This is a genomic window from Pyxidicoccus sp. MSG2 (assembly GCF_026626705.1).
GTDB lineage: Bacteria > Myxococcota > Myxococcia > Myxococcales > Myxococcaceae > Myxococcus.
This window is the reverse complement of sequence record NZ_JAPNKC010000001.1, coordinates 4323081-4343203: the sequence shown is the minus strand read 5'-3', so window position 1 is coordinate 4343203 and position 20123 is coordinate 4323081. Positions and strand designations below refer to the sequence as shown.

At 71.0% G+C, this 20123-nt stretch carries 17 protein-coding genes and 1 pseudogene; 8 read left to right on the top strand and 10 right to left on the bottom strand.

Annotation, left to right across the window (positions count from 1 at the left end; all coding sequences use genetic code 11):
* Positions 1 to 72: 72 nt before the first annotated feature.
* Together OV427_RS16520 and OV427_RS16515 are read left to right on the top strand one after the other, a co-directional pair.
* Positions 73 to 2142, top strand: a complete 2070-nt coding sequence (locus OV427_RS16520; RefSeq protein WP_267857080.1) for a neutral/alkaline ceramidase — start codon at positions 73 to 75, stop codon at positions 2140 to 2142.
* Positions 2143 to 2237: 95 nt separating this feature from the next.
* Positions 2238 to 2855 (top strand): hypothetical protein, encoded by a 618-nt coding sequence (locus OV427_RS16515; protein WP_267857079.1) that lies wholly within the window; start codon positions 2238 to 2240, stop codon positions 2853 to 2855.
* 70 nt (positions 2856 to 2925) lie between these two features.
* Here OV427_RS16515 and OV427_RS16510 read toward each other — a convergent pair whose 3' ends face one another.
* Both OV427_RS16510 and OV427_RS16505 read right to left on the bottom strand, forming a co-directional pair.
* Positions 2926 to 4329 (bottom strand): protein kinase domain-containing protein, encoded by a 1404-nt coding sequence (locus OV427_RS16510; RefSeq protein WP_267857078.1) that lies wholly within the window; start codon positions 4327 to 4329, stop codon positions 2926 to 2928.
* A 337-nt stretch (positions 4330 to 4666) separates the two neighbouring features.
* The gene (locus tag OV427_RS16505) at positions 4667 to 5791 is read right to left on the bottom strand and encodes a DNA ligase (RefSeq protein WP_267857077.1); all 1125 of its coding nucleotides are present in this window, start codon (positions 5789 to 5791) and stop codon (positions 4667 to 4669) included.
* A 171-nt stretch (positions 5792 to 5962) separates the two neighbouring features.
* On the opposite strand from OV427_RS16505, the gene OV427_RS16500 reads away from it, so the two are divergent.
* Positions 5963 to 6448 (top strand): gluconokinase, encoded by a 486-nt coding sequence (locus tag OV427_RS16500; RefSeq protein WP_267857076.1) that lies wholly within the window; start codon positions 5963 to 5965, stop codon positions 6446 to 6448.
* 118 nt (positions 6449 to 6566) lie between these two features.
* On the opposite strand, the gene OV427_RS16495 is transcribed toward OV427_RS16500, so the two are convergent.
* The 3 genes from OV427_RS16495 to OV427_RS16485 form a co-directional block, all read right to left on the bottom strand.
* Complete coding sequence (locus OV427_RS16495) at positions 6567 to 9278, bottom strand: CARDB domain-containing protein (protein ID WP_267857075.1); 2712 nt, start codon at positions 9276 to 9278, stop codon at positions 6567 to 6569.
* A 171-nt stretch (positions 9279 to 9449) separates the two neighbouring features.
* Entirely contained in the window at positions 9450 to 10931 is a 1482-nt protein-coding gene (locus tag OV427_RS16490) for a S28 family serine protease (protein ID WP_267857074.1), read from the bottom strand.
* 146 nt (positions 10932 to 11077) lie between these two features.
* Entirely contained in the window at positions 11078 to 12175 is a 1098-nt protein-coding gene (locus OV427_RS16485; RefSeq protein WP_267857073.1) for an NAD(P)H-dependent flavin oxidoreductase, read from the bottom strand.
* A gap of 95 nt (positions 12176 to 12270) precedes the next feature.
* Here OV427_RS16485 and OV427_RS16480 point away from each other — a divergent pair, with 95 nt between their 5' ends.
* Entirely contained in the window at positions 12271 to 12615 is a 345-nt protein-coding gene (locus OV427_RS16480) for a winged helix-turn-helix transcriptional regulator (RefSeq protein ID WP_267857072.1), read from the top strand.
* A gap of 8 nt (positions 12616 to 12623) precedes the next feature.
* Here the strand turns inward: OV427_RS16480 and OV427_RS16475 are convergent, their stop codons facing one another.
* The 3 genes from OV427_RS16475 to OV427_RS16465 form a co-directional block, all read right to left on the bottom strand.
* Positions 12624 to 12911, bottom strand: coding sequence for a CBS domain-containing protein (locus OV427_RS16475; protein ID WP_267857071.1), 288 nt, complete (start codon positions 12909 to 12911; stop codon positions 12624 to 12626).
* A gap of 113 nt (positions 12912 to 13024) precedes the next feature.
* Positions 13025 to 13918 carry a cyclic nucleotide-binding domain-containing protein gene (locus tag OV427_RS16470; protein WP_267857070.1) on the bottom strand — a complete coding sequence of 298 codons (894 nt, stop codon included), beginning with the start codon at positions 13916 to 13918 and terminating at the stop codon, positions 13025 to 13027.
* A gap of 91 nt (positions 13919 to 14009) precedes the next feature.
* Positions 14010 to 14270, bottom strand: coding sequence for a hypothetical protein (locus OV427_RS16465; protein WP_267857069.1), 261 nt, complete (start codon positions 14268 to 14270; stop codon positions 14010 to 14012).
* A 184-nt stretch (positions 14271 to 14454) separates the two neighbouring features.
* Between OV427_RS16465 and OV427_RS16460 the strand changes: the two are divergent.
* Positions 14455 to 15648, top strand: a pseudogene (locus tag OV427_RS16460) (dihydroxyacetone kinase family protein); the annotation flags it as partial.
* A 5-nt stretch (positions 15649 to 15653) separates the two neighbouring features.
* Entirely contained in the window at positions 15654 to 16109 is a 456-nt protein-coding gene (locus OV427_RS16455; RefSeq protein WP_267857068.1) for a DAK2 domain-containing protein, read from the top strand.
* 7 nt (positions 16110 to 16116) lie between these two features.
* Here the strand turns inward: OV427_RS16455 and OV427_RS16450 are convergent, their stop codons facing one another.
* Positions 16117 to 16830 (bottom strand): GNAT family N-acetyltransferase, encoded by a 714-nt coding sequence (locus tag OV427_RS16450; protein ID WP_267857067.1) that lies wholly within the window; start codon positions 16828 to 16830, stop codon positions 16117 to 16119.
* A gap of 405 nt (positions 16831 to 17235) precedes the next feature.
* A complete protein-coding gene (locus OV427_RS16445) occupies positions 17236 to 18177 on the bottom strand; it encodes a LysR family transcriptional regulator (protein ID WP_267857066.1) in 942 nt (313 codons plus the stop codon).
* Positions 18178 to 18244: 67 nt separating this feature from the next.
* Between OV427_RS16445 and OV427_RS16440 the strand changes: the two genes are divergently transcribed.
* Both OV427_RS16440 and OV427_RS16435 read left to right on the top strand, forming a co-directional pair.
* Entirely contained in the window at positions 18245 to 19450 is a 1206-nt protein-coding gene (locus OV427_RS16440; protein WP_267857065.1) for a serine hydrolase domain-containing protein, read from the top strand.
* 34 nt (positions 19451 to 19484) lie between these two features.
* Positions 19485 to 20123: a hypothetical protein gene (locus OV427_RS16435; RefSeq protein WP_267857064.1), complete on the top strand. Its 639-nt coding sequence runs from the start codon at positions 19485 to 19487 to the stop codon at positions 20121 to 20123.

Here is a 20123-nt window from a genome sequence, read left to right as displayed (position 1 = left end):
CCTGCACGCGCGCCGGAGCCGTCACCACCTTGTCCCGTGGTGGCGTCCTCCCCAGGCGCCCCGGAGGCTCGTATGCGCACCCCACACGTCCGGCTCTCGTTGGCGCTCGCCTTCGTCCTCGCCACGGCGTCCGGGGCCGCGAGCCCCGCCTCCCCGCCTCCTCAGGAGGGGGCGGGGGCCGGGCTGGCGGGCGCGTGCGCGGGCCAGCAGCGCTTCCTCATCGGCGCCGGCACCGGCGACATCACCGGCCCCGCCGCCGAGGTGGGGATGATGGGCTACGGCCAGGTGGGACAGCAGACGTCCGGCATCCATCAGCGGCTGCGCTCGCGCGCCTTCGTCATCGCCTCGCCGTGCAACGGCCGGCGGGTGGCCTTCGTCATCGCCGACCTGGGCATGGTGTTCCAGGGCGTGAAGCAGCAGGTGCTGGAGAAGCTGCGCGCGCGCTTCGGCGACCGCTACACGGACGACAACGTCCTCTTGAGCGCCACGCACACGCACTCGGGGCCCGGTGGCTTCTCGCACTACACCTTCTACAACCTGACGTCGTTCGGCTTCGTGCCGCAGAACTTCGACGCCATCGTCTCCGGCATCGTCTCCTCCATCGTCCGCGCCGACGGCCGCCTCGCCGAGGGCACCCTGCGGCTGTCCTCCGGTGAGTTGCTCGGCGCCAGCCGCAACCGCTCGCCGGAGGCCTACCGCCTCAACCCGCCCTCGGAGCGCGCCCGCTACGCCTCCGACGTGGACACGCGCATGACGCTGCTGCGCCTCACCCGCGCGGACGGCACCGAGGTGGGCCTCATCAACTGGTTCGCCGTGCACGCCACGTCCATGGGCAACGACAACACGCTCATCAGCGGCGACAACAAGGGCCTGGCCGCGTACCTCTTCGAGGGCGCGCGCGGCGAGCGCCCCACCGGCGGCGGCTCCACCTTCGTCGCCGCCTTCGCCAACTCCAACGAGGGCGACGTCACGCCCAACGTCCTCGGCGGTACGAATGGCGGCGGCGCGGATGACTTCGAGGACACGGAGATTTCCGCCCGCCGGCAGTACGACTTCGCCGCGCGGCTGTGGGCCACCGCCAACGCCCGCGTCACCGGTGGCGTGGAGTACCGCCACACGTACGTGAAGCTGGACGCGGTGGACGTTGCGCCCTGGTGGACGGACGGCATGCCGCGCCGCACCTGCACCGCCGCCATTGGCCTGTCCATGCTCGCGGGCGCGGAGGACGGGCCGGGCTTCGGCGCGGAGGGCGCCTCGTGCGCCGCCATCCATGACCTCTGGAGCCAGTTCACCTGCGCCGTCACCACCACGCCCTGTCAGGGGGAGAAGCCGATTGTGCTGGAGACGGGCAGCCTGCGCCCCTACCCGTGGACGCCCGAGGTGCTGCCCCTGCAGCTCGTCACCGTGGGCAACCTGGCGCTGGTGGCGGTGCCCTTCGAGCTGACGACCATGGCCGGGCGCCGCCTGCGGCGCACCGTGCAGGAACGGCTGGCCCCCATGGGCGTGACGGAGGTCGTCATTGCCGGGCTCGCCAACGACTACGCGGGCTACGTCGCCACCCGCGAGGAGTACTCGCGCCAGGCCTACGAGGGCGCCTCCACGCACTTCGGCCCGTGGACGCTGGCCGCGCTCCAGCAGGGCTTCGACGGGCTCGCCGCGGCGCTGCGGGACGGGCAGCCCGTGCCGCCGGGCCCCACGCCCCGGGACCTACGCTCCGTGCAGACGAGCCTCCAGCCGGGCGTGGTGTTCGACGACAAGCTCTTGTGGGTGGACTTCGGTGACATCGTCACCGACGCACGCGCCACCTACGCGCGGGGCGACACGGTGAGCGTCACCTTCTGGGGCGGCCACCCGAAGAACGACTTGCGCCTGGAGGGCACCTACCTGCGCGTGCAGCGGCGGGAGCCGGACGGCGCCTGGCGGGACGTGGCGGACGACAGCGCATGGGAGACGCGCTACCGGTGGCGGCGGGAGAACTGCGTGCCCACGCTGGCCTGCTCCTACGTCACCGTGGAGTGGGACGTCCCCGCGGACGCCGCGCCGGGCACGTACCGGCTCGTCCACGAGGGGAACTGGAAGTCCGGGTGGGATGGGCGCGTGCGCCCCTACTCGGGGGCGTCGCGCGCCTTCTCCGTGCGGTAGCTCGCACCCGGGAGGCCCTCCAGTCCGGGGCGGCCGTCGTGGGCCGGCTTGCCGGGACGCAGGCCGCCACCACCTTCGGGCGAGGAGGAAATCACATGATGCGTCGAATCGCAGTGTGTCTCGTCTCGCTCGTGCTGACCTCGCCCGTCTGGGCCCAGGAGCAGGAAGCGCCCCCGGCCACCGGCGGCTCGGGCGCGCCCATGGACCTGTCGAAGTCGGGGCCGTGGACCCGCAAGCCGACCAGTGAGTCCAAGACGAAGAAGGAAGTGGAGACGTTCCTCAATGAAGAGGACGCCATCATGAAGCGGCGCGACTTCCAGGCGACCATCACCCGGAGCTCGTTCCCCATCTTCATGGCCACCGACGACAGCAAGGGCGTCCCGAAGGCCGAGGAGTACGACCAGCAGAAGTACACGGAGATGATGAAGGGCCCCATGGAGCAGGGGCCCGAGGTCAAGGACGTGAAGCACAAGCGCACCATCACCGTGCTGTCCGACTCGCTCGCCACCTTCACCGACGAGTTCACCATGACGGTGGGCGGGGTGAAGCGCACCGGCCGCAACGCCGGGCTCCTGGTGAAGGAGGGCGACGCGTGGAAGTGGAAGGGCTTCTTCGAGGCGGGCTGGGGTGACCAGCCGGCCTCCGGCGTCGGCGGCTCCGGCGAGCCCCAGTACCCGGAGACGGACAAGGACATGGACAAGCCGAAGCAGTAGGGCGCACCGGACGCGCACCGGGGCCGCCCCTCTTCACCGGGGGGCGGCCCTCGCGCGTCCTGCTTGTGGCCTAGAGGTGGGCTTCCGGGGGCGGAGCCGGCGGGGCGGGCGTGCCCGGGCGGTGGGGCTGCACGCGGTGGATGAGCTCGCGCAGCCGCGCGGAGGGGTTGATGAACTGCACGCCCACGCCGGGAGACATGCTCCACGCGCGCGCCTGGGCGGAGTCCACGTGCCGCACCACCTCACCCGTGCATTCCACCTCCTCGCCGGCCAGCAGCAGGGTGAACTCCAGCCGGTGGAACAGGCGCGGGAAGGGCTCCGCGCAGCACAGGAAGAGGCCGCCCTTGCTCAGCTCCGTGCAGCGCACCTCCACGACGTCCGTCCCCGAGCGACGGCGCACCCGCGCCAGCCAGGTGAGCGGAGGGGTGACGTCGCTCGGCTCCCGCGCCGGAGCGTCCGCGTCCAGCACCGCCAACGCGGGCGCGGGCACCGGCGTGTCTCCAATGGGAGGCACGTCCACATGCTGCCGGGCCGGCGGGGGCGCGGCCGCGGCGAGCAGCGCCTCCTTGAACTCCAGCGCGGTGGCGTAGCGGTCATCGCACCGGCGCTCCAGCGCGCGCAGCAGCACCTCCGACAGCGCCGGAGGCACCGAGGGCACCAGCACGTGTGGCGGCAGCGGGCCCACCGGCCCCAGGGACAGCGCCAGCTCCGCCATCTGTCCCCGCTCGAAGGGGAGCTGCCCGGTGGCCATGTAATAGGCCGTCACCGCCAGCGCGTAGATGTCCGCGCGCCCGTCCACCGGCTGCCCCGCCCACTGCTCCGGCGCCATGTACGCGGGCGTGCCGAGGACGATGCCCGCCGCCGTCACGTCTTCGTTGTCCGGGCGGTGCGCCTTGGCCACGCCGAAGTCCAGCACCCGCAGCGACGGCGGCTCCGTCGCGTGCCGCACCACGAAGAGGTTGTCGGGCTTCAAGTCGCGGTGCACCACGCCGCAGCGGTGTGCGGCGTCCAGCGCGTCACACGCCTGGGCCAGCAGCAGCACGAGCTGCCCCGCGTCCAGCGGCCGGGGCAGGTGTGACAGCGGCACGCCCTCCAGGTACTCCATGACGAAGTAGTGGATGCCGCCCGGCGCCTCGTTGATGTCGAAGATGTGGACGATGTGCGGGTGGCCCACGACGTTGACGGTGCGGGCCTCCGCGTAGAAGCGCGCGCGCAGGCTCTCGTCATGGGCCAGGTGCGGATGCAGCACCTTCACCGCCACCCGCGCGCAGATGCGGGTCTGCTCGGCCAGGTACACCGTGCCCATGCCGCCGGCGCCCAGCCGGCGCATCAGCCGGTAGTGGCCCAGCGTCTGGCCGGTGAGGTCCACGGACGGTGGCTCCACCTCGTGGGTGGCTCGGGCCCCCTGCGTCCAGTGCACGTTCTCGCACAGCACGTCCTCGGGATGGTCAGACAGACAGAGCTCGCAGTGCATGGTCGGCTCAAGCAGACACCAGGATGCGGGCTCCCGTGTCCGCGCGGGGGATGTGCACCGTTGGTCTGTAGACCGCGCACGCCGTCCCGGGACGATGGCCTCCGGTACGAGACGCCGGTTCGCGCTGTTGCGATGACCGCTAGCGCACACCCGTCCGGAGGTCGTCTGCTGTATGTGCCGGATTCCAAGAAGACGGCGCGCGCGCGTTTCGTCCAGCGCATTCGTGCGCGCATCCGCTCGCTGAACCCGCCTGCCTTTCGCCAGCGGGCACTGTGAGGCCGCACCGTCGACCACCGGACCGGGGACTGTACCCGGGGGCGCGGGAGGCGTCGCGCCGCTACGCGCGGGCCTTCGACTTCGCCTTGGGCGCCGCGGCGAACGGGGCCGCGTCGATGCGCACGCCCACGTACGAGGGGAAGCGGGGCACGCCGTCGTCGGACAGCTCCTGGTAGCGGAAGGTGATGACGGTGCCGATGGCCGGCGGGGCCTCGCGCTCGGCGTCGGACAGGCCGGTGCCCACGCTGAAGCGCTTGCCATTGCGCAGCTCCACCTCCAGCGCGCCCAGGCGGCCCTTGTGCCGGCCCGCGCCCGCGACGTGGCCCACGACGCGCGCCTCGTCATCCTTGAAGCTCTTCACCTTGAGCAGCGTGTGCGAGCGGCCCGCCTCGTAGCGCGAGCCCGGCTTGCGCAGCATGAGCCCCTCACCGCCCAGCCCCTCCACGCGCTCCAGTTCCTCGCGCAGGTGCGGCGTGCCCTTGCAGCGCTCGTGCGTGTGCCACTTCGCGTACGCGGGCTTCGCGTCCTCCATCCACTTGCGGCAGTGCTCCAGCCGCTTCTCGAAGGGCGCGTCCACGGACGGCGCGTCGAAGGCGACGAAGAACAATTCCTTCCAGTCGTCGCTGCGGTCCTGCCGGCGGACGATGCTCACCGTGCGCTGGAAGCGCTTGCGGCCGCCGAACAGCTCGCCGTCGAGCGGGAAGTCCGGTAGCCCGGCGGTGAACCACGCGGGCGCGAAGAACTCGTTGCCCAGGCGGGACCAGAAGCGCTGGCCGTCCCAGTACGCGCGCACGCCGTCGAGCTTCTCGCTCATCCACCAGTCGGTGAGGTCGACGTCGGTCTCCCACGAGTGCGCCAGCAGCAGCGGCGGGGCCTTGTCCTTGGCCTCCTTGGCCTCCTTGGCCTCCGCGGCGTCCGGAGATGCGCCGGCCTTCTTCGCCTTGCCCGCGCTCTTCGCGGCGGGAGCAGCGCCGGTGCCGGACGCGGCGGCGCCGGTGCGCGCGTCCTCGGCGGCGTCCCCGCGCACCTTGCGCAGGTGCTTGCAGGTGCGCCGCTCAATCGCAATCGACTGGTTGCGCCACGCGGGGCAGCTGCACGAGTACACGCCGCCGGTGTTCTTGAGGATGTAGGGCTTGGAACCTGAACCCTGGAGCTCGAGCTTCGCGCCGTCCGCGATGTCCGCCATGACTTCCCCCTCCGTGCCGCGTCTCTCGCGGCGACGAAAGGAAGAGTACCTGGGGGGTCTGACATTCCCAGGACGTGATGGGGTGGGCATTCGGCGTCAAATGGGGTGGCGCGCGAGGGCCCATGGCCGAATGATGGCGGGGCTTTTCACCGCCTCCGGAGGCCGCACGAGATGGTCGTCATCGTCATGGGGGTTTCGGGCGCGGGGAAGACCACGGTGGGCCGGGCGCTGGCGGCCGCGCTGGGCTGGCGCTTCGTGGACGCGGACGACCTGCACCCGAAGGCCAGCATCGCGAAGATGGCGGCGGGCGTGCCGCTGACGGACGAGGACCGGTGGCCGTGGCTCCAGGTGCTGCGCGGGGTGATGGAGGATGCGCTGGCGCGCGGCGAGGACCTGGTGATGGCGTGCTCGGCGCTCAAGCGCTCCTACCGGACGGTGCTGGAGGTGGACCCCTCGCGGATGCGGTGGGTGTACCTGAATGCGCCGCGGGAGGTGCTGGCGCGCCGGCTGGCCCAGCGCCACGGCCACTTCATGCCGCCGTCGCTCCTGGACTCGCAGCTGGCCACGCTGGAGATACCCGCGGACGCGCTGGAGGTGGACGTGTCGCCGCCGCCCGACGTGGTGGTGCAGCACCTCCGCGAGGGACTGGGGCTCTGACGCCCGGCCCTCCCCTCCCGCACCGCGAGAGGAGGGCCTTCCACCGCGCGCATCAACCCGCCCAGCGGCCCGAGGCATCGTGGAAGGAACGTTCCTTCCACGAGCCACCGTGCGCGACTCAGGGCAGGACGTTGACGCGGCCACCCACGCGGGTGTTGTTGTCTTCAATCAGCTCGTTGCCGCTGGGGCCGTGCGAGTCCACGAGGGCGGCCAGGTAGAGCGAGCCATACAGGCTGTAGCCCGCGTAGGCATTGACCGACACCGTCTGGCACTGGCCTGGCGCGAGACTGCCGATGAACACGAGGCCCACGGAGAGGTCGGACGTGGGCGTGGACGGCCCGTACGGGGTGATGACGGTGTCCTCGGACAGGTACAGCTCCAGGTCGGTGCTTCCGTCCCGGGTGCCCTGGTTGCACACGCGCGCCGAGGCGGTGAAGTACTGGCCCCGCTGCGTGCTCGCGGGCCCGGTGACGGACGTCACCACGAAGTCCGGCCGGTCACCGATGCCGATACGGCCGCCCGTGCGGGTGTTGTTGTCCTCCAGGAACTCCATCCTCATGTTTCGCGGGTCCACCACGGCGCCCAGGTACCAGACGCCTTCCTCGACGTTCTGGGACGTGGAGATCGTCACCGTCTGGCACTGGCCCGGGGCGAGCATGTCGATGGGGGCGTAGCCCACGTTGAAGTCCGGCCCGGGGCCATACTGGCTCGGGGTGATGACCGAGTCCTTGGACAGGTAGATTTCCACCTCCCCGGCGGACTCCGCCTGAGTGCCCTGGTTGCACACCGTCGCCGTGACGTTGAACGGCTGGGAGAGCCTCGAGCTCGCGGGCGCCGTGAAGGACGTCACCACGAAGTCCGGCCGGTAGCCCAACCCCATGCGGCTGCCCGTGCGGGTGTTGTTGTCCTCGAACAGCTCGGTGTCCACGCCGCCCGGGTCCGCGGCTGCGCCCAGGTAGTACGTGCCATCCATCGGTCCCCCGCCGGAGGCGGGGAGGGTCATCGTCTGGCACACGCCCGGTTCGAGCATGCCCGTGTATATCTGGCCGATGTGGTAGTCGGTGGTCGAGCCGGGGCCGTTGTGCGGCGTGATGACCGAGTCCTGCGACAGGTAGATTTCCACGGTGGTGTACCCAGGCACGGTGCCCTGGTTGCACACCGTCGCCGTGACGTTGAAGGACTGGCCCGGCGCCGCGCTCGCGGGCCCGGTGACGGACGTCACCACGAAGTCCGGCCGGTAGCCCACGCCGATGCGGTTGCCCGCGCGGGTGTTGTTGTCCTCGAAGAGCTCGGTCCTCCATCCGCGCGGGTCCACGACGGCGCCCAGGTAGAAGGTGCCCTCCGTGTTCGCGCCCCCTGTCACCGTCACCGTGCCGCACGCTCCGGCCGCGAGGTCGACGTGGCCCACGCCCACCGGCTGGTCCGAGCCCGGGCCCGGCGTCGTCGTCGGGGTGATGACGGAGTCCTGCGACAGGTACAGCTCCACGTCGGCGGAGTCCCACGCCGTCCCCTGGTTGCACACGCGGACCGTCGCGCTGATGCCACCGCCGGGCTGCACGGTGGTGGTGCCCGAGACGGACGACACCACGAAGTCAGGCGCATTGCCGAACCCGATGCGGCTGCTCACGCGGGTGTTGTTGTCCTCGAAGAACTCCTGGAGGCCGTTGGCCGGGTCCACCACGGCGCCCACGTAGTACGTGCCCTGGAAGTTGGAGGGCACGGTCGTCGCGAACGTCCGCGTCTCGCACTGTCCCGGGTTGAGCGGGAAGAGGAAGGAGGAGCTTCCCATGTAATAGTCCGTGGAGCCGTTGGGGGTGATGACGGTGTCCTGGGACAGGTACCACTCCACCGGCGCGCTGCCCGACTGCGTGCCCTGGTTGCACACCGTCGCGGTGAGGCTGACGAGTTCGCCCGGCAGCGCGCTCGTGGGCCCGGTGAGGGCCGTGACGACCAGGTCCGGCCGGTAGCCCACGCCGATGCGGTTGCCCGCGCGGGTGTTGTTGTCCTCGATGAACTCGACGGTGGAGTTGCCCGGGTCCACCGCGGCGCCCAGGTACCAGACGGCCTCGGCGGGTACGGAGGTCCAGCCCGCCACCTGCTCCGTCCGGCACTGGCCCGGTTGCAGCATCTGCAGGTACACGCTCCCCACGGGCACGTCGGTGGTCGGGTTCGGCGGGACGGGCGGGGTGATGACCGCGTCCTGGGACAGGTAGAGCTCCAGCACGCCTTGGCCGGGCAGGGTGCCCTGGTTGCACACCACCACGGAGGCGGAGAGCGTCTGATACGGCTGGAGGCTGGTGGGGCCCGTGACGGAGGACACCACCAGGTCCGGCAGGTAGCCCACGCCGATGCGGCTCCCCAGCCGGAGGTTGTTGTTTTCTTTGGTCTCGGGCAGCGCGTTCATCGGGTCCGCGGCGGCGCCCAGGTAGTACGTCGCATCGGCGCCCATCGGGGAGGAGGCCCGCACCTGCTCCGTCCGGCACTCGCCGACGCCGAGGTTCATGAAGACGTACCCCGCCATGAAGTCAGGGGAGGGAGTGGTCGGCGTGTTGGGGGTGATGACGTTGTCGCTCGACAGGTACAGCTCCACGACGGCGCTGCCCGGCAGCGTGCCCTGGTTGCAGGCCCGCACCGAGAGGGACAGCGGCTGATAGGGCGACACGCTCGTGGGCCCCGTCACCGACGTCACGACGAAGTCCGGCCCGGTGGCCAGGGCCTGCGCCGCGACTTCTGGAGACTCCGCCTCGGGAGCCTGCGACGCCTGGGGCGCTTCACCACATGCGGCAAGCGTCATCCACGCCACGAGCCCCGTGACACATCTGCTTCTCACACTTCGGTAGTGCATCTCTTCACCTCGCGAAATACCGCCGGCCCGGCAGTGCGAGGGAGGGGACGGACGGCGGAGTGCGTCCGAAATTCAATGTGAAGTGCAAAAGAAACACGGCTACCGGAAGTCCCATGACGGGCGGACCCACCTCGCCCGCCCGTCACGGCCCTGGGCCTACTCCCGGGGCGGCCCGCGGCGGCGCTCGCGGAGCAGCTCGGCGCGCTCCTCGGCGGAGAGCGGGGCGGGAGCCCCATGGGAGGCGAGGCCCGGAGCCGAGACGCCGGCCCACGTGGTGAGCCGTTCCAATGCCAGGGCGTAGTCGGCCTCGGGGAGGCCGGAGATGAAGGAGCCGTGGTTGCCGCCGGGCATGAAGAACCGGAACGAGTCATTGCGCTCGCGCACGTCGAAGGCATTCGTGGACCACGGGTCGTTCTCTCCGTAGACGAGCAGGATGCGCTCGCCCCGCGTCTTCACCCACGCGGCGATGAGCGGCATGGCCAGGTGGTCGAACGGGTAGGGCTCCAGCGAGAAGGGCACGAGGCTGGCCGGCGCGTACTGCCGAGGGTAGTGCAGGAGCCCGTGCAGGTGCCGCTCGTCGGAGCGGTAGCTGCCGAGCTGCGTGCCCGCCTGGAAGTAGTAGGGCGCGTAGTAGTCGATGCTGCCGTCGCTGAAGGAATAGAGGCCGAGGAAGGAGTCCAGCGCCGCAATCACCTCGTCCGCCGGTGCGCCGGGCGTGGGGATGAGGGAGCACTCCGCGGCGGTGCTGTACTGCCAGAAGACGAAGGGCAGCTCGAGGATGGAGAACTCGAACGTCTTGTCCGCGCCGAGGAAGTCGTAGCTCAGCCCCTGCGCGGCGGCGGCCAGCACCATGTGCGGCACCAATTCGGCGCGCCGGGTGAGCGCGTCGCGCTGGAAGTCGCGGATGCGCTCGCGGCAGGCCGCGTCGCCCACGCGGCTGAGGAATTGGATGTAGCGCGGGTCCTGCGGGCCGAAGCTGTTGGGCGCCACGTAGGCGACGGTGGCGTCCACGTCATTCGGGTAGAGGGCGCGGTGGTAGATGGACGTCATGCCGCCCTTGCTGGCGCCGGTGCCCACCCACTTGCCGGTGTAGAGTGTCTTGAAGGCGGTGACGATGCGGTGGTGGTCCGCCGCGGCCTGACCCAGCGTGAGGTGCTCCCACGTGGCGGGCACCGGCGTGGAGGGGCCGAAGAAGCGGTGCTCGACGAGGAGCTGGTTCGCGTCGAGCAGCCAGGTGGGCTCCGTCCGGCCCGGAAACGTGCTGATGCCGTAGCCCGTGCTGGCCAGCACCATGGGCCTCTGCGTCGAGCGGTGCAGCAGCGTCAGGCGCTGCTGGAAGCGCGCGCCCTCGGGGTGCCGGTGGTCCACCGGCTGGTCATAGGAGAGGATGAAGAAGCGCCAGCCGGGCTGCGGCGTGGTGCCCTCGCTCACCACCGTGAGGCCGGGGATGGACCGGAGCGCGACGAGGATGTCCGTCTCGCCGTCGAGTGCCGCACGGGCCTCGACGGGCGCGACGGCCGCGGCTTCCGGGGGAGGAGCCTCTCCCTCGGGGAAGGCGGCGGCGCCTCCACAGGCTTGAAGTCCCAGCGCGAGTGCGCAGCCCAGTGCGATGAATGGACGTCGGATGAGCTTCTGCATGGCTTCGAGAGTCCCTGTCCGCAATCCCCGGGAGATTCCGGGTAGAGGGGGAACGCCGTCGGGCCGTGGCTATTGCAACTCAGTGGTGGGATTGTTGACAGATGGAGGGCATCTCCGGGAGGACTGAAACCCGGAGCGCCCTGGTGTCACGGGCCTGGTTGCGTCAGGCCGCGCACCAGTGACTCCATCAGCTCCGGCGCGGTGTGGTGCTTCAGGTTGGGGGCGCCCTGTCCGCTCCAGAGGGAGATGAGGTCCGTGCGCCCCGCCTTGACGACGGCGGGCCTCAGCTTCGACAGGAACCAGCCCTGGACGGGGAAGGGGAGCAATTCCGCGGCGCGGGCGTTCATCTCGTCGCTCCAGCGGTTGCGCAGGCCGCGCGCCAGCCGCCCGGAGAAGGCCCGCGTCAGCACCGTGGCCTGGGACTTGTCGCTGAACAGCGCGGCGCGGTGCTCGGGCGTGGCGCCGGACTCCTCGCACGCGAGGAACACGGTGCCGAGCTGTCCGGCCTGCGCGCCCAGCGCCATCACCGCGCGCAGGCCGCGCGCGTCACTGATTCCACCAGCGGCGATGACGGGCGCCTTCACCCGGTCCGCGACGAGCGGGGTGAGGGCGAGCGTCCCCATGAGCGAGTCCTCCGCCCGCGCGAGGAACGACGGCCGGTGTCCGCCCGCCTCGAAGCCCGTGGCCACGATGAGGTCCACGCCCGCGCCGTCGAGCGCCTGCGCCTCCGCAATCGACGTCGCCGCGCCGACGGTGACGATGCCGCGCCTGCGGCACTCCGCGAGGATGGTGGCCGAGGGCACGCCGAACACGAAGCTGAACACCGGCGGCCGGGCCTCCAGCAGCGCGTCCACCTGGTCCTCGAAGCGCTGGCTGAAGCGCTCGGGCCGCTCGGGCTTGTCCACGCCCAGCTCCCGGTAGAAGGGCTCGAAGAGCGCGTAGGCGCGGTCGAACGCCTCCGGGCTCAGGCTCAGCCCGCCTGGATCATGGTCCGACACCCAGAGATTCACGGCGAAGGGCTGGGACGTCAGCGACCGAAGCTCCTTCGTCAGCCGGCCCAGCTCGTCCGGCGGCAGGGCGTACGCGCCGAAGGAGCCGAGCCCTCCCAGGTTGGACACCGTCGCCGCGAGTCGCGTGGTGGACAGTCCACCGCCGAACGGTCCCTGGACGATGGGGTACTTCACGCCCAGCCGGCGCACGGCCTCCGTCTGGCTGCCTGCCTTGCCGCTCCATGTCTCGCTCATGGGGCAAGGATAAGCGCCGCTGGTTTTTGCGCGCGCCACTCGTAAGCAGGGGTTACTTCACTTCGTGGTAACCGGACGGTTACTGGAGGACGCCCATGTCGTTGCCCAGGCGAAAGAGCAGGGCTCCCGCTCCGCCGCCCCCCTGCGCGCTGACGGAGTGCATGTCCCTCATCGGCGGGGCGTGGACGCCCAACGTCCTCTGGCACCTGAGCGCCGGTCCGCGACGCTTCAGCGAGCTGCGGGCGGACATGCCCCGCATCTCCGCCAAGGTCCTCAGCGCCCGCCTGAAGACGCTGGAGCAGCGAGGCGTCGTGCGCCGCCGGGCCCTGCCCACCTCTCCGCCGTCGGTGGAGTACTCGCTGACGGAGCTGGGCGCGGAGCTGCTCCCGGCCATCCGCGCCATCGTCGAGGTCGGCGCGAGGCTGAAGCAGCTCCGGTGAAGCGGGCGTTACTGCTTCCAGCGCTTGCTGGTCTGATACACGTCCACCAGGGGGGAGATGAGCGTCACCCGTGGGCGCCAGGAGGAGCCGTCCTCACCCTCCTGCAAGGATTTCAGGGAAAGAATTTCCGACATACAGGCCAGCGGCGAGTGCTCCCACACCTGCCGGAGGTCCTCGGTCGTCACATTGCCGAGCAGCTCCCCGCGCGTCTCGTCCACGACGGAAATCCGCTCCAGCCCGTAGCGCTTCATCACCGCGAGCGCCCGCACCACCGTGTCATTCGGGAACAGAGTCACTGCCTTCGCCACCAACGCACTGCGAACTTCGGACTGCGCCGCCATCGCCCACCTCGCCAACCCGTGCTGCCCGGCGGGGGCTATAGCAAACGGGTTGCCAACCACCGGGCGTCTCAGGGCTCCATGTCTTCGGGTGCACGGGACGGCTCGGCCATCACCTGCACCGTCTGCTTCAGCCGCTGCAGCCCCAGCCGCACCAGGGCGCCGCGCAGGTTGGGCTGGGTCATGATGGTCTTCTCGAAGACTTCGCGCTCCAGCTTCAGCAGCGTGCAGGGGATGAGCGTGCGCACGGTGGCGGTGGCCAGGCGGCTGCGCAGCAGGGAAATCTCCCCGAAGAGGGCGCCCTCCTCCAGGCGGGGATAGGCCGTCTGGGTGCCGTCGTCGTGGGTGTGGAACACTTCACACTGGCCACGCAGTAACAGGTACAACGCATCACCAGGTTTACCTCTGGTGAGCAAAGTTTCGCCCGCTGGTACGGTGACGGGGACGAAGGCGTGGCCCAGTTGTTTCTGCAACTCGGGTGACAGTGTGGCGAGCAGCGGGTTGACGCGGATGGCTTCCGCCATGAAGCGCTCGCGGGCGGTCTGCTCCACCTTGTCGCCCTCCACGCCATAGTCCGCCCAGGCCGCGCGGTCGCCCGTCTGGGCCAGCTCGAGGACGACGGCATCCTCCAGGGCCACCACGCTCGCGGTGCGCGGGGTGCCGGTGAGCAGCGCCAGCTCGCCGAAGAACTCGCCGGCGCCGAGCTGCTCGACGACGCGGGGCTCCTGGCCTTCCGCCTCGCGGGCCACGGCGACGCGGCCCTCCAGGACGACGAACATGGACGTCCCGGAGTCGCCCTCCTTCACCACCACCTCGCCCTTCTGGAGGAAGCGGGTGACCACGGGCGTCGGGGGCTCCGCCGCGCCCGGGATGCCGGACTGCGCGGGCGCGGCCCCGGCGTCGGTGGACGACGCGGGGGCGGCGGAGTCGGAGAACAGGGACCGGAGACGCTCCAGCAGGGACATGACGATGACTTCCAGGAAGAAGAGGCGGCGCCATCCTACAAGCGCCGCGTGGTGCGCGGGGAGCGTGGGGCTCCTCCGCGCACTCCGGGTGTTACGTCGCGGATGGAGGGGTGCTCGGCGTCCCCCGGTCGGCCTCCTTGGAGCCGACGACGGTGAGGTTCATTCCAATCTGGACCGAGACGGGCTTGCCATCGACGGTGACGAGCGTCTTGCCGTTGATGTACCAGCCGAACGAGCCGGTGGAGAACGACTTCACCTCGGCGAGCATCTCCTGGCCGTTGATGACGACCTTCAACGGCTCGGCCTTCTCGAGGAACTGCGACAGGGTCACGGGGCACGGGGACTTGGCCATGCCGCGGACCCTATCACCGGGACTCGCGGATGGGATTGTGACGCTCGGGCCCGTGTTGGAGACCGGCCGTACGCGTCGTGCTTGACGGGCCCACGCGGCGCGTCCACCTTGGGCGTCCCCCTTCACCGAGGAGAACACCGCCGTGAAGAAGCTCGTCAACGCGCCCCGCGCCGTGGTGCGGGAGATGCTCGAAGGACTGGTCGCGCTCGCTCCGGGACAGGCCCTGCTGGAGGGGGAGACGGTGGTGGTGCGCGCGGACACGCCGCCGGACGTGCACCAGCGGAAGGTGGCTGTCATCTCCGGAGGCGGTAGCGGGCACGAGCCGGCGCACGCGGGCTACGTGGGGGCGGGCATGCTGGACGCGGCGGTGGCGGGGGACGTGTTCACCTCGCCGAGCACGGACGCGGTGCTGGCCGCCATCCGCGCGGTGTCCGGCCCGGCGGGCGCGCTCCTGGTGGTGAAGAACTACACGGGAGACCGGCTGAACTTCGGGCTCGCCGCGGAGTTGGCGCGCGCGGAGGGGATTCCCGTGGAGACGGTGGTGGTGGCCGACGACGTGGCCCTGCACGACACGGTGGAGCCCGCGCGGCGCCGGGGCATCGCGGGGACGGTGCTGGTGCACAAGGTGGCGGGGGCGGCCGCGGCGTCAGGCGCGTCGCTGGCGGAGGTGGCGCGAGAGGCCGTGGCCGCGGCGGCGGAACTGGGCACCATGGGGGTGGCGCTGGGGCCGTGCACGGTGCCGGCTGCGGGGCGGCCCGGCTTCACGCTGGGCGAGGACGAGCTGGAATTGGGCCTGGGCATCCACGGCGAGCAGGGCGTGCGGCGCGTGCCGATGCAGTCGGCGGATGCGCTGGTGGACACGCTGCTGACCACGATTCTGGAGGACCGGCGCATCTCCTCGGGCGACAGGGTGGCGCTGCTGGTGAATGGCCTGGGGGGCACACCGCCCATGGAGTTGGCCATCGTCGCGAGGCGGGCGCTGGCGGTGCTGCGCCAGGCGGGCGTGCGCGTGGAGCGGGCGTGGAGCGGGACGTTCCTCTCCGCGCTGGAGATGCCGGGGTGCTCGCTGTCGCTGTTGAAGGTGGACGACGCGCGGCTGGCGTGGCTGGACAGTGCGACGACGGCGCCGGCCTGGCCGGGGGCGGGGAGCGTGGCGCCGGTGCGTGAGCCCCGGCACGTGTCACCCGAGCGGGAGCCGCCGGTGGAGGCCGGGGAGCGGCAGCCGGGGATGGACCGCTTCCAGCAGGCGGCACTGGCGGTGGCGGACGCGTTCGACGCGGCGGAGGCTCGGCTGACGGCGCTGGACAGCGCGGCGGGGGATGGAGATTTGGGGCTCAGTCTCGCGCGCGGCGCGGCGGCGATTCGCGAGCTGCCGGAGTCGGCGTGGACGAGTCCCACTCGGGCACTGAATGCGATTGGCATGCGTTGCGCCGCAGCATCGGTGGCAGTTCGGGGCCGTTCTATGCCACCGCGCTGCTGCGCGCCGCGCGTCACCTGGTGGACCGGACGCCGGACGCCACCGCGTGGGCTGAAGCGTTCGGTGTCGCGGTGGATGCGGTGTCGGAGTTGGGCGGCGCTCGACCCGGAGACCGCACCATGCTGGATGCGCTGAGGCCGGCGGCGGATGCGTTTGCCCGGGAGGTGAAGGCGGGTCGCTCAGCCGCCGACGCCTGGGCCGTCTGTGTCCGCGAGGCCGAGCAGGGCGCGGAAGCGACGACGCGCATGCAGCCGCGCCTGGGGCGCGCGAGCTACCTGGGCGACCGTGCGCTCGGCGTGCCCGATGCCGGCGCGGCGGCGGTGGTCGTCTGGCTGAAGGCGCTCACCGCGTTCATCGGGTGAGCGGCGGCTATCGCTCGCTGCCCTCGCGGAAGAGGGAGACCACCCGGGCCACGGGGGTGAACCCGAGCCGGGCGGCGAGCTGGAGCGACGCGGTGTTGGACTCGAAGGCGGCCCACACCGCGCGCTTGCCTCGGGCGCGCATGGACTCGATGAGCACGTGCGCCGCCGCCGACGCGTACCCCTGCCGTCGCCACGCCTCCACCGTGTCGATGGACACGTCCCACCACGTCTCCGTCGTGCTGCCGGCGTAGCTGAATGCGACGGACAGGCCCTCCTCCGTGAAGGCGACCCCGAGCGGCGAGGAAGCGCGCGCGTGCGTGAGCTCCCGGGCGAGGTCATCCGGTAGGTGGCCCAGGTTCAGCGGCTCGTCCGCTTCGAGCACTCGCGCCGTGCCCCGGATGACGGGCGGCGTCGGTGGTGGGTCGTGCTGGACGTGGACCACCGCCACCTCCTCGCCCCAGCCCGGCACCGGCCCGAGCGCCCGCGCATCCTCCAGTGACAGCACCACCTCCGTCCCGGGAGCCAGTCGCTCCAGGAACGCGAGGAGCTGGGGCCTGGGCGGCCGGCCCACGATGCAGGCCTCACCGTCATCGTTGAGCAGCGCGGAGCGGCCGTCGCTCCACTCGATGGCGCTGGCGCCCGCGTCCAGCAGCGCGCCGCGCGCCCAGACCCGGTCGGGCACATCAGGAAGCCGGGCCAGCAGGGGCGCGGGGTCGAACATGCGCGCAATGTACCGCGCCGGGGTACTCAATCAGGACGCGGCTTCGAGTTGCATGAGCGGAGCCCCTTCCCAAACCCCGCGGTGGGGCTCTCGGGCAGGGGGTGGGGCGTACTGTTCGGAAATGTCGGGGGTTTTGGCGGGCGGTCTCAACCGGTGAACGCACCAGTCGGGATGCACGGCATAGCGGCGTGAAATGTCCCGACATTTCCGAACAGGACGGTGCTTGGAGTGTCCGGACCGCTCATCCGGCCAGTGAGTACCGCCTGGCAGCGCTCGGCCAGGCGCCGGTCTTCCGTCGAGCGGAACGTCTCCTCCATCGCTGCCCATGCTTCCTCGTGCAGTGCCCGCCCCGGCATACGTGGGAAACGCCCACGCCTTCCTTGCAGGCCCCAGCCGCGCCCTGAATCAGCGCGGGTTCAGCTCGGCGGCGCGCTTCTCCAGTTCGCGCACGGCGAAGTCCATGAAGGCCCGCACGCGCGGCGTCTTCCGCATGTCCGAGTGCACGCCCATGCGGACGGCGAGCACCGGACCCGGGCGCGGCGTCTCGATGCGCCGGAGCGTCAGCCTCCGGTCCACGAGCACCCGGGGCAGGGCGGCGAGCGCCTCGCCTGCCTCGGCGGCCGCGAGCTGGGACCAGATGCTGTTGGTGCGCAGGATGGCGCGCGCATGGGGCGCGACGTTCCGCATCCATTCCGTCATGGGAGCCCGGGGCGGCGTCTCGTGCAGCGTGACGATGGACTGACCCGCGCAGCCCGAGGCGAAGTCCGGAGGCCCGTGCTGCTCCAGGTACGCGGGCGAGGCATAGAGGCCATACGCGACGTCGGCGACCTTGCGCTCGACAACGTCCTCCTGGTCGAACAGCCCGGGGCGGAAGGCGATGTCGGCCTCGCTGCGGGACAGGTTGAAGCGTCGCCCGTCGTTGATGAGGGCCAGGCTCACCCGGGGATGACGTCCGCCGAACCGGGCCATGATGGGCGCAATCACGTGGTCCCCGAGCCAGTCCAGGCTCGTCACGGTGATGCTGCCCTGGAGTCCCGTGTCGCGCGCCGCGAGCCTGCGCTCCACCGTGAGCGCACCTTCCTCCATGCGGTCCATTCCCTCGATGAGGGCCGCGCACAGCGGAGTGGGCGAGAGCCCGTGCTTTCCGCGCTCGAACAGCTTCGCGCCGGTGCGGCGCTCGAAGGCGTCCAGCCGGCGGCTGACCGTGGGCTGCGTCGTCCCCAGGGCCCGAGCGGCGGCGCTCAGCGAGCCGTGTCTCGCCACGGCGAGCGCGATTCTCAAATCGTCCCAGTCCACGGTGCTCCCTGTCGCCCTATACGGATTCGTATAGGCACCCTTCGGAATCATGGGCTGCCGGGCTCGGAGGCGCCACGTACATCGTGAGCGTCGTCGTCACCGCTCACAGGAGTACCCCATGACTTCCGCATTCGCCGCCCTCGTGGTGGCCGCCAGCCTCGCACTTGCCCCCGCCGCACCTCCTGAAGACGCCGCCCTCCAGGCGCGGTTGGACTCCGTCATCGACCGCGCCCTCACGGAGAAGCGCATCGTTGGCACCGTCGTCGTCGTCGCGAAGGACGGCCAGGTCGTCTACCAGCGCGCCGCCGGCTTCGCCGACCGCGAGGCGAAGAAGCCCATGCGCGAGGACGCCCTGTTCCGCCTGGCCTCACTGACCAAGGCGATGGTGTCCGTCGCCGCGCTGAAGCTCGTCGAGCAGGGGAAGCTCGGGCTGGAAGACCCGGTGACGAAGTGGATTCCCACCTTCCGGCCGAAGCTGGCGGACGGCACCGAGCCCGTCATCACCGTGCGCCACCTCCTGACGCACACCGCGGGCCTGACGTACGACTTCATGGAGCCGCCGGACGGGCCGTACCACCAGGCCCGCGTGTCCAACGGGCTCGACCAGCCGGGCCTGTCCATGAAGGAGAACCTGCGTCGCCTCGCCTCGGCGCCGCTGACGTATGCGCCGGGGACGCGGTGGGGGTATTCGATGGCCACCGATGTGCTGGGGGAAGTCATTGCGCGTGCCGGTGGTGCGCCGCTGCCCGCGGTGGTGGAGCGGTTCGTCACGCGCCCGCTCGGCATGGCGGACACGGCCTTCAGCGTGAAGGACGTGGCGCGGCTGGCGACGCCGTACGCGGATGGGAAGCCGGAGCCGGTGCGCATCGGCGAGTCGCTCTTCGTGCCCAACGGGGCCAGTGGCGTCACCTTCGTGCCGGGCCGTGTCTTCGACTCGCGCTCCTTCGCCTCCGGAGGGGCGGGCATGGTGGGCACGGCGGCGGACTATCTGAAGTTCCTGGAGGCGGTTCGGACGGGCGGGGCACCGGTGCTGAAGTCCGCCACCGTGGAGCGGCTGACCACGGACCAGGTGGGCCCGCAGGCGGCGAGCAACGGGCCGGGCTGGGGCTTCGGCCTGGGCGTGGGCGTGCTCGTGGACCCGGTGAAGGCGAAGAGCCCGCAGTCGGTGGGGACGTTCAACTGGATGGGCGCGTATGGCCACAGCTGGTTCGTGGACCCGAAGCAGGGCCTGACGGTGATTGCCCTCACCAACACCACGTTCGAGGGCATGTGGGGCGCCTTCCCCGTTGCCCTCCGCGACGCGGTCTACGACGCTGGCCACTGAGGGGCCCACACGGGGCCTCTGCGTGGAGGCCCCGATGACGCGCGGCTGGCGGGTGGTGGCGATGCTGTGGAGTGGAGCCCTGGCCGCTGGCGCCTTCACGGCGCACGCCTCCGAGCCCGCGGCTCCCGCTCCGGCTGACAACTGTGACTTCAAGTTGGAGTGCCAGCTCGGGGCCCACGCGTTCTCGGTGGGCTTCGACTCCGAGTCGGGCGAGTGCGTCGAGGACGACATGCGGGCCTTCGTGGAGACCTCGGGAGGAAAGGTCGAGCTTCCACTGGAGAAGGCCTGGTACCGCTCCATCTCGAACCTCGCGGATGGGGAGTCCATCTGCCATCTCACCGGAGCCCGGGGGCCCGACAGTGCGGTCTCCGCCTTCGCGGTGGATGAGCATCGAGCCCTGGTGTTCTTCACGCAGGATGGCCGCCCCGGCTACGACTCTGTGGGCGTGGTTCTTATCGACACGGCGACGGGGAAGGTGCTCGACGTGAAGCAGCGGCTCGGGCAGTCGAAGGACAGCATGGTGGCCATCCTGAAGACGCCCCGTGGCTACAAGCTCCAGCTGGTACGCGAGTCCCTGTCGGTGGTGCGCTGTGACTGCTCCGCCGCCTTCGCGGACGACTGGATGTCCATCGAGGTCGTCAACGGCCGGATTCGCGCGCGCTGGATGCGGTGA

Coding starts and splice junctions, on each gene's coding strand:
- OV427_RS16520 (WP_267857080.1), top strand. CDS start 73: ATGCGCACCCCACACGTCCGGCTCTCGTTGGCGCTCGCCTTCGTCCTC.
- OV427_RS16515 (WP_267857079.1), top strand. CDS start 2,238: ATGATGCGTCGAATCGCAGTGTGTCTCGTCTCGCTCGTGCTGACCTCG.
- OV427_RS16510 (WP_267857078.1), bottom strand. CDS start 4,329: ATGCACTGCGAGCTCTGTCTGTCTGACCATCCCGAGGACGTGCTGTGC.
- OV427_RS16505 (WP_267857077.1), bottom strand. CDS start 5,791: ATGGCGGACATCGCGGACGGCGCGAAGCTCGAGCTCCAGGGTTCAGGT.
- OV427_RS16500 (WP_267857076.1), top strand. CDS start 5,963: ATGGTCGTCATCGTCATGGGGGTTTCGGGCGCGGGGAAGACCACGGTG.
- OV427_RS16490 (WP_267857074.1), bottom strand. CDS start 10,931: ATGCAGAAGCTCATCCGACGTCCATTCATCGCACTGGGCTGCGCACTC.
- OV427_RS16485 (WP_267857073.1), bottom strand. CDS start 12,175: ATGAGCGAGACATGGAGCGGCAAGGCAGGCAGCCAGACGGAGGCCGTG.
- OV427_RS16480 (WP_267857072.1), top strand. CDS start 12,271: ATGTCGTTGCCCAGGCGAAAGAGCAGGGCTCCCGCTCCGCCGCCCCCC.
- OV427_RS16470 (WP_267857070.1), bottom strand. CDS start 13,918: ATGTCCCTGCTGGAGCGTCTCCGGTCCCTGTTCTCCGACTCCGCCGCC.
- OV427_RS16465 (WP_267857069.1), bottom strand. CDS start 14,270: ATGGCCAAGTCCCCGTGCCCCGTGACCCTGTCGCAGTTCCTCGAGAAG.
- OV427_RS16450 (WP_267857067.1), bottom strand. CDS start 16,830: ATGTTCGACCCCGCGCCCCTGCTGGCCCGGCTTCCTGATGTGCCCGAC.
- OV427_RS16445 (WP_267857066.1), bottom strand. CDS start 18,177: ATGATTCCGAAGGGTGCCTATACGAATCCGTATAGGGCGACAGGGAGC.
- OV427_RS16440 (WP_267857065.1), top strand. CDS start 18,245: ATGACTTCCGCATTCGCCGCCCTCGTGGTGGCCGCCAGCCTCGCACTT.
- OV427_RS16435 (WP_267857064.1), top strand. CDS start 19,485: ATGACGCGCGGCTGGCGGGTGGTGGCGATGCTGTGGAGTGGAGCCCTG.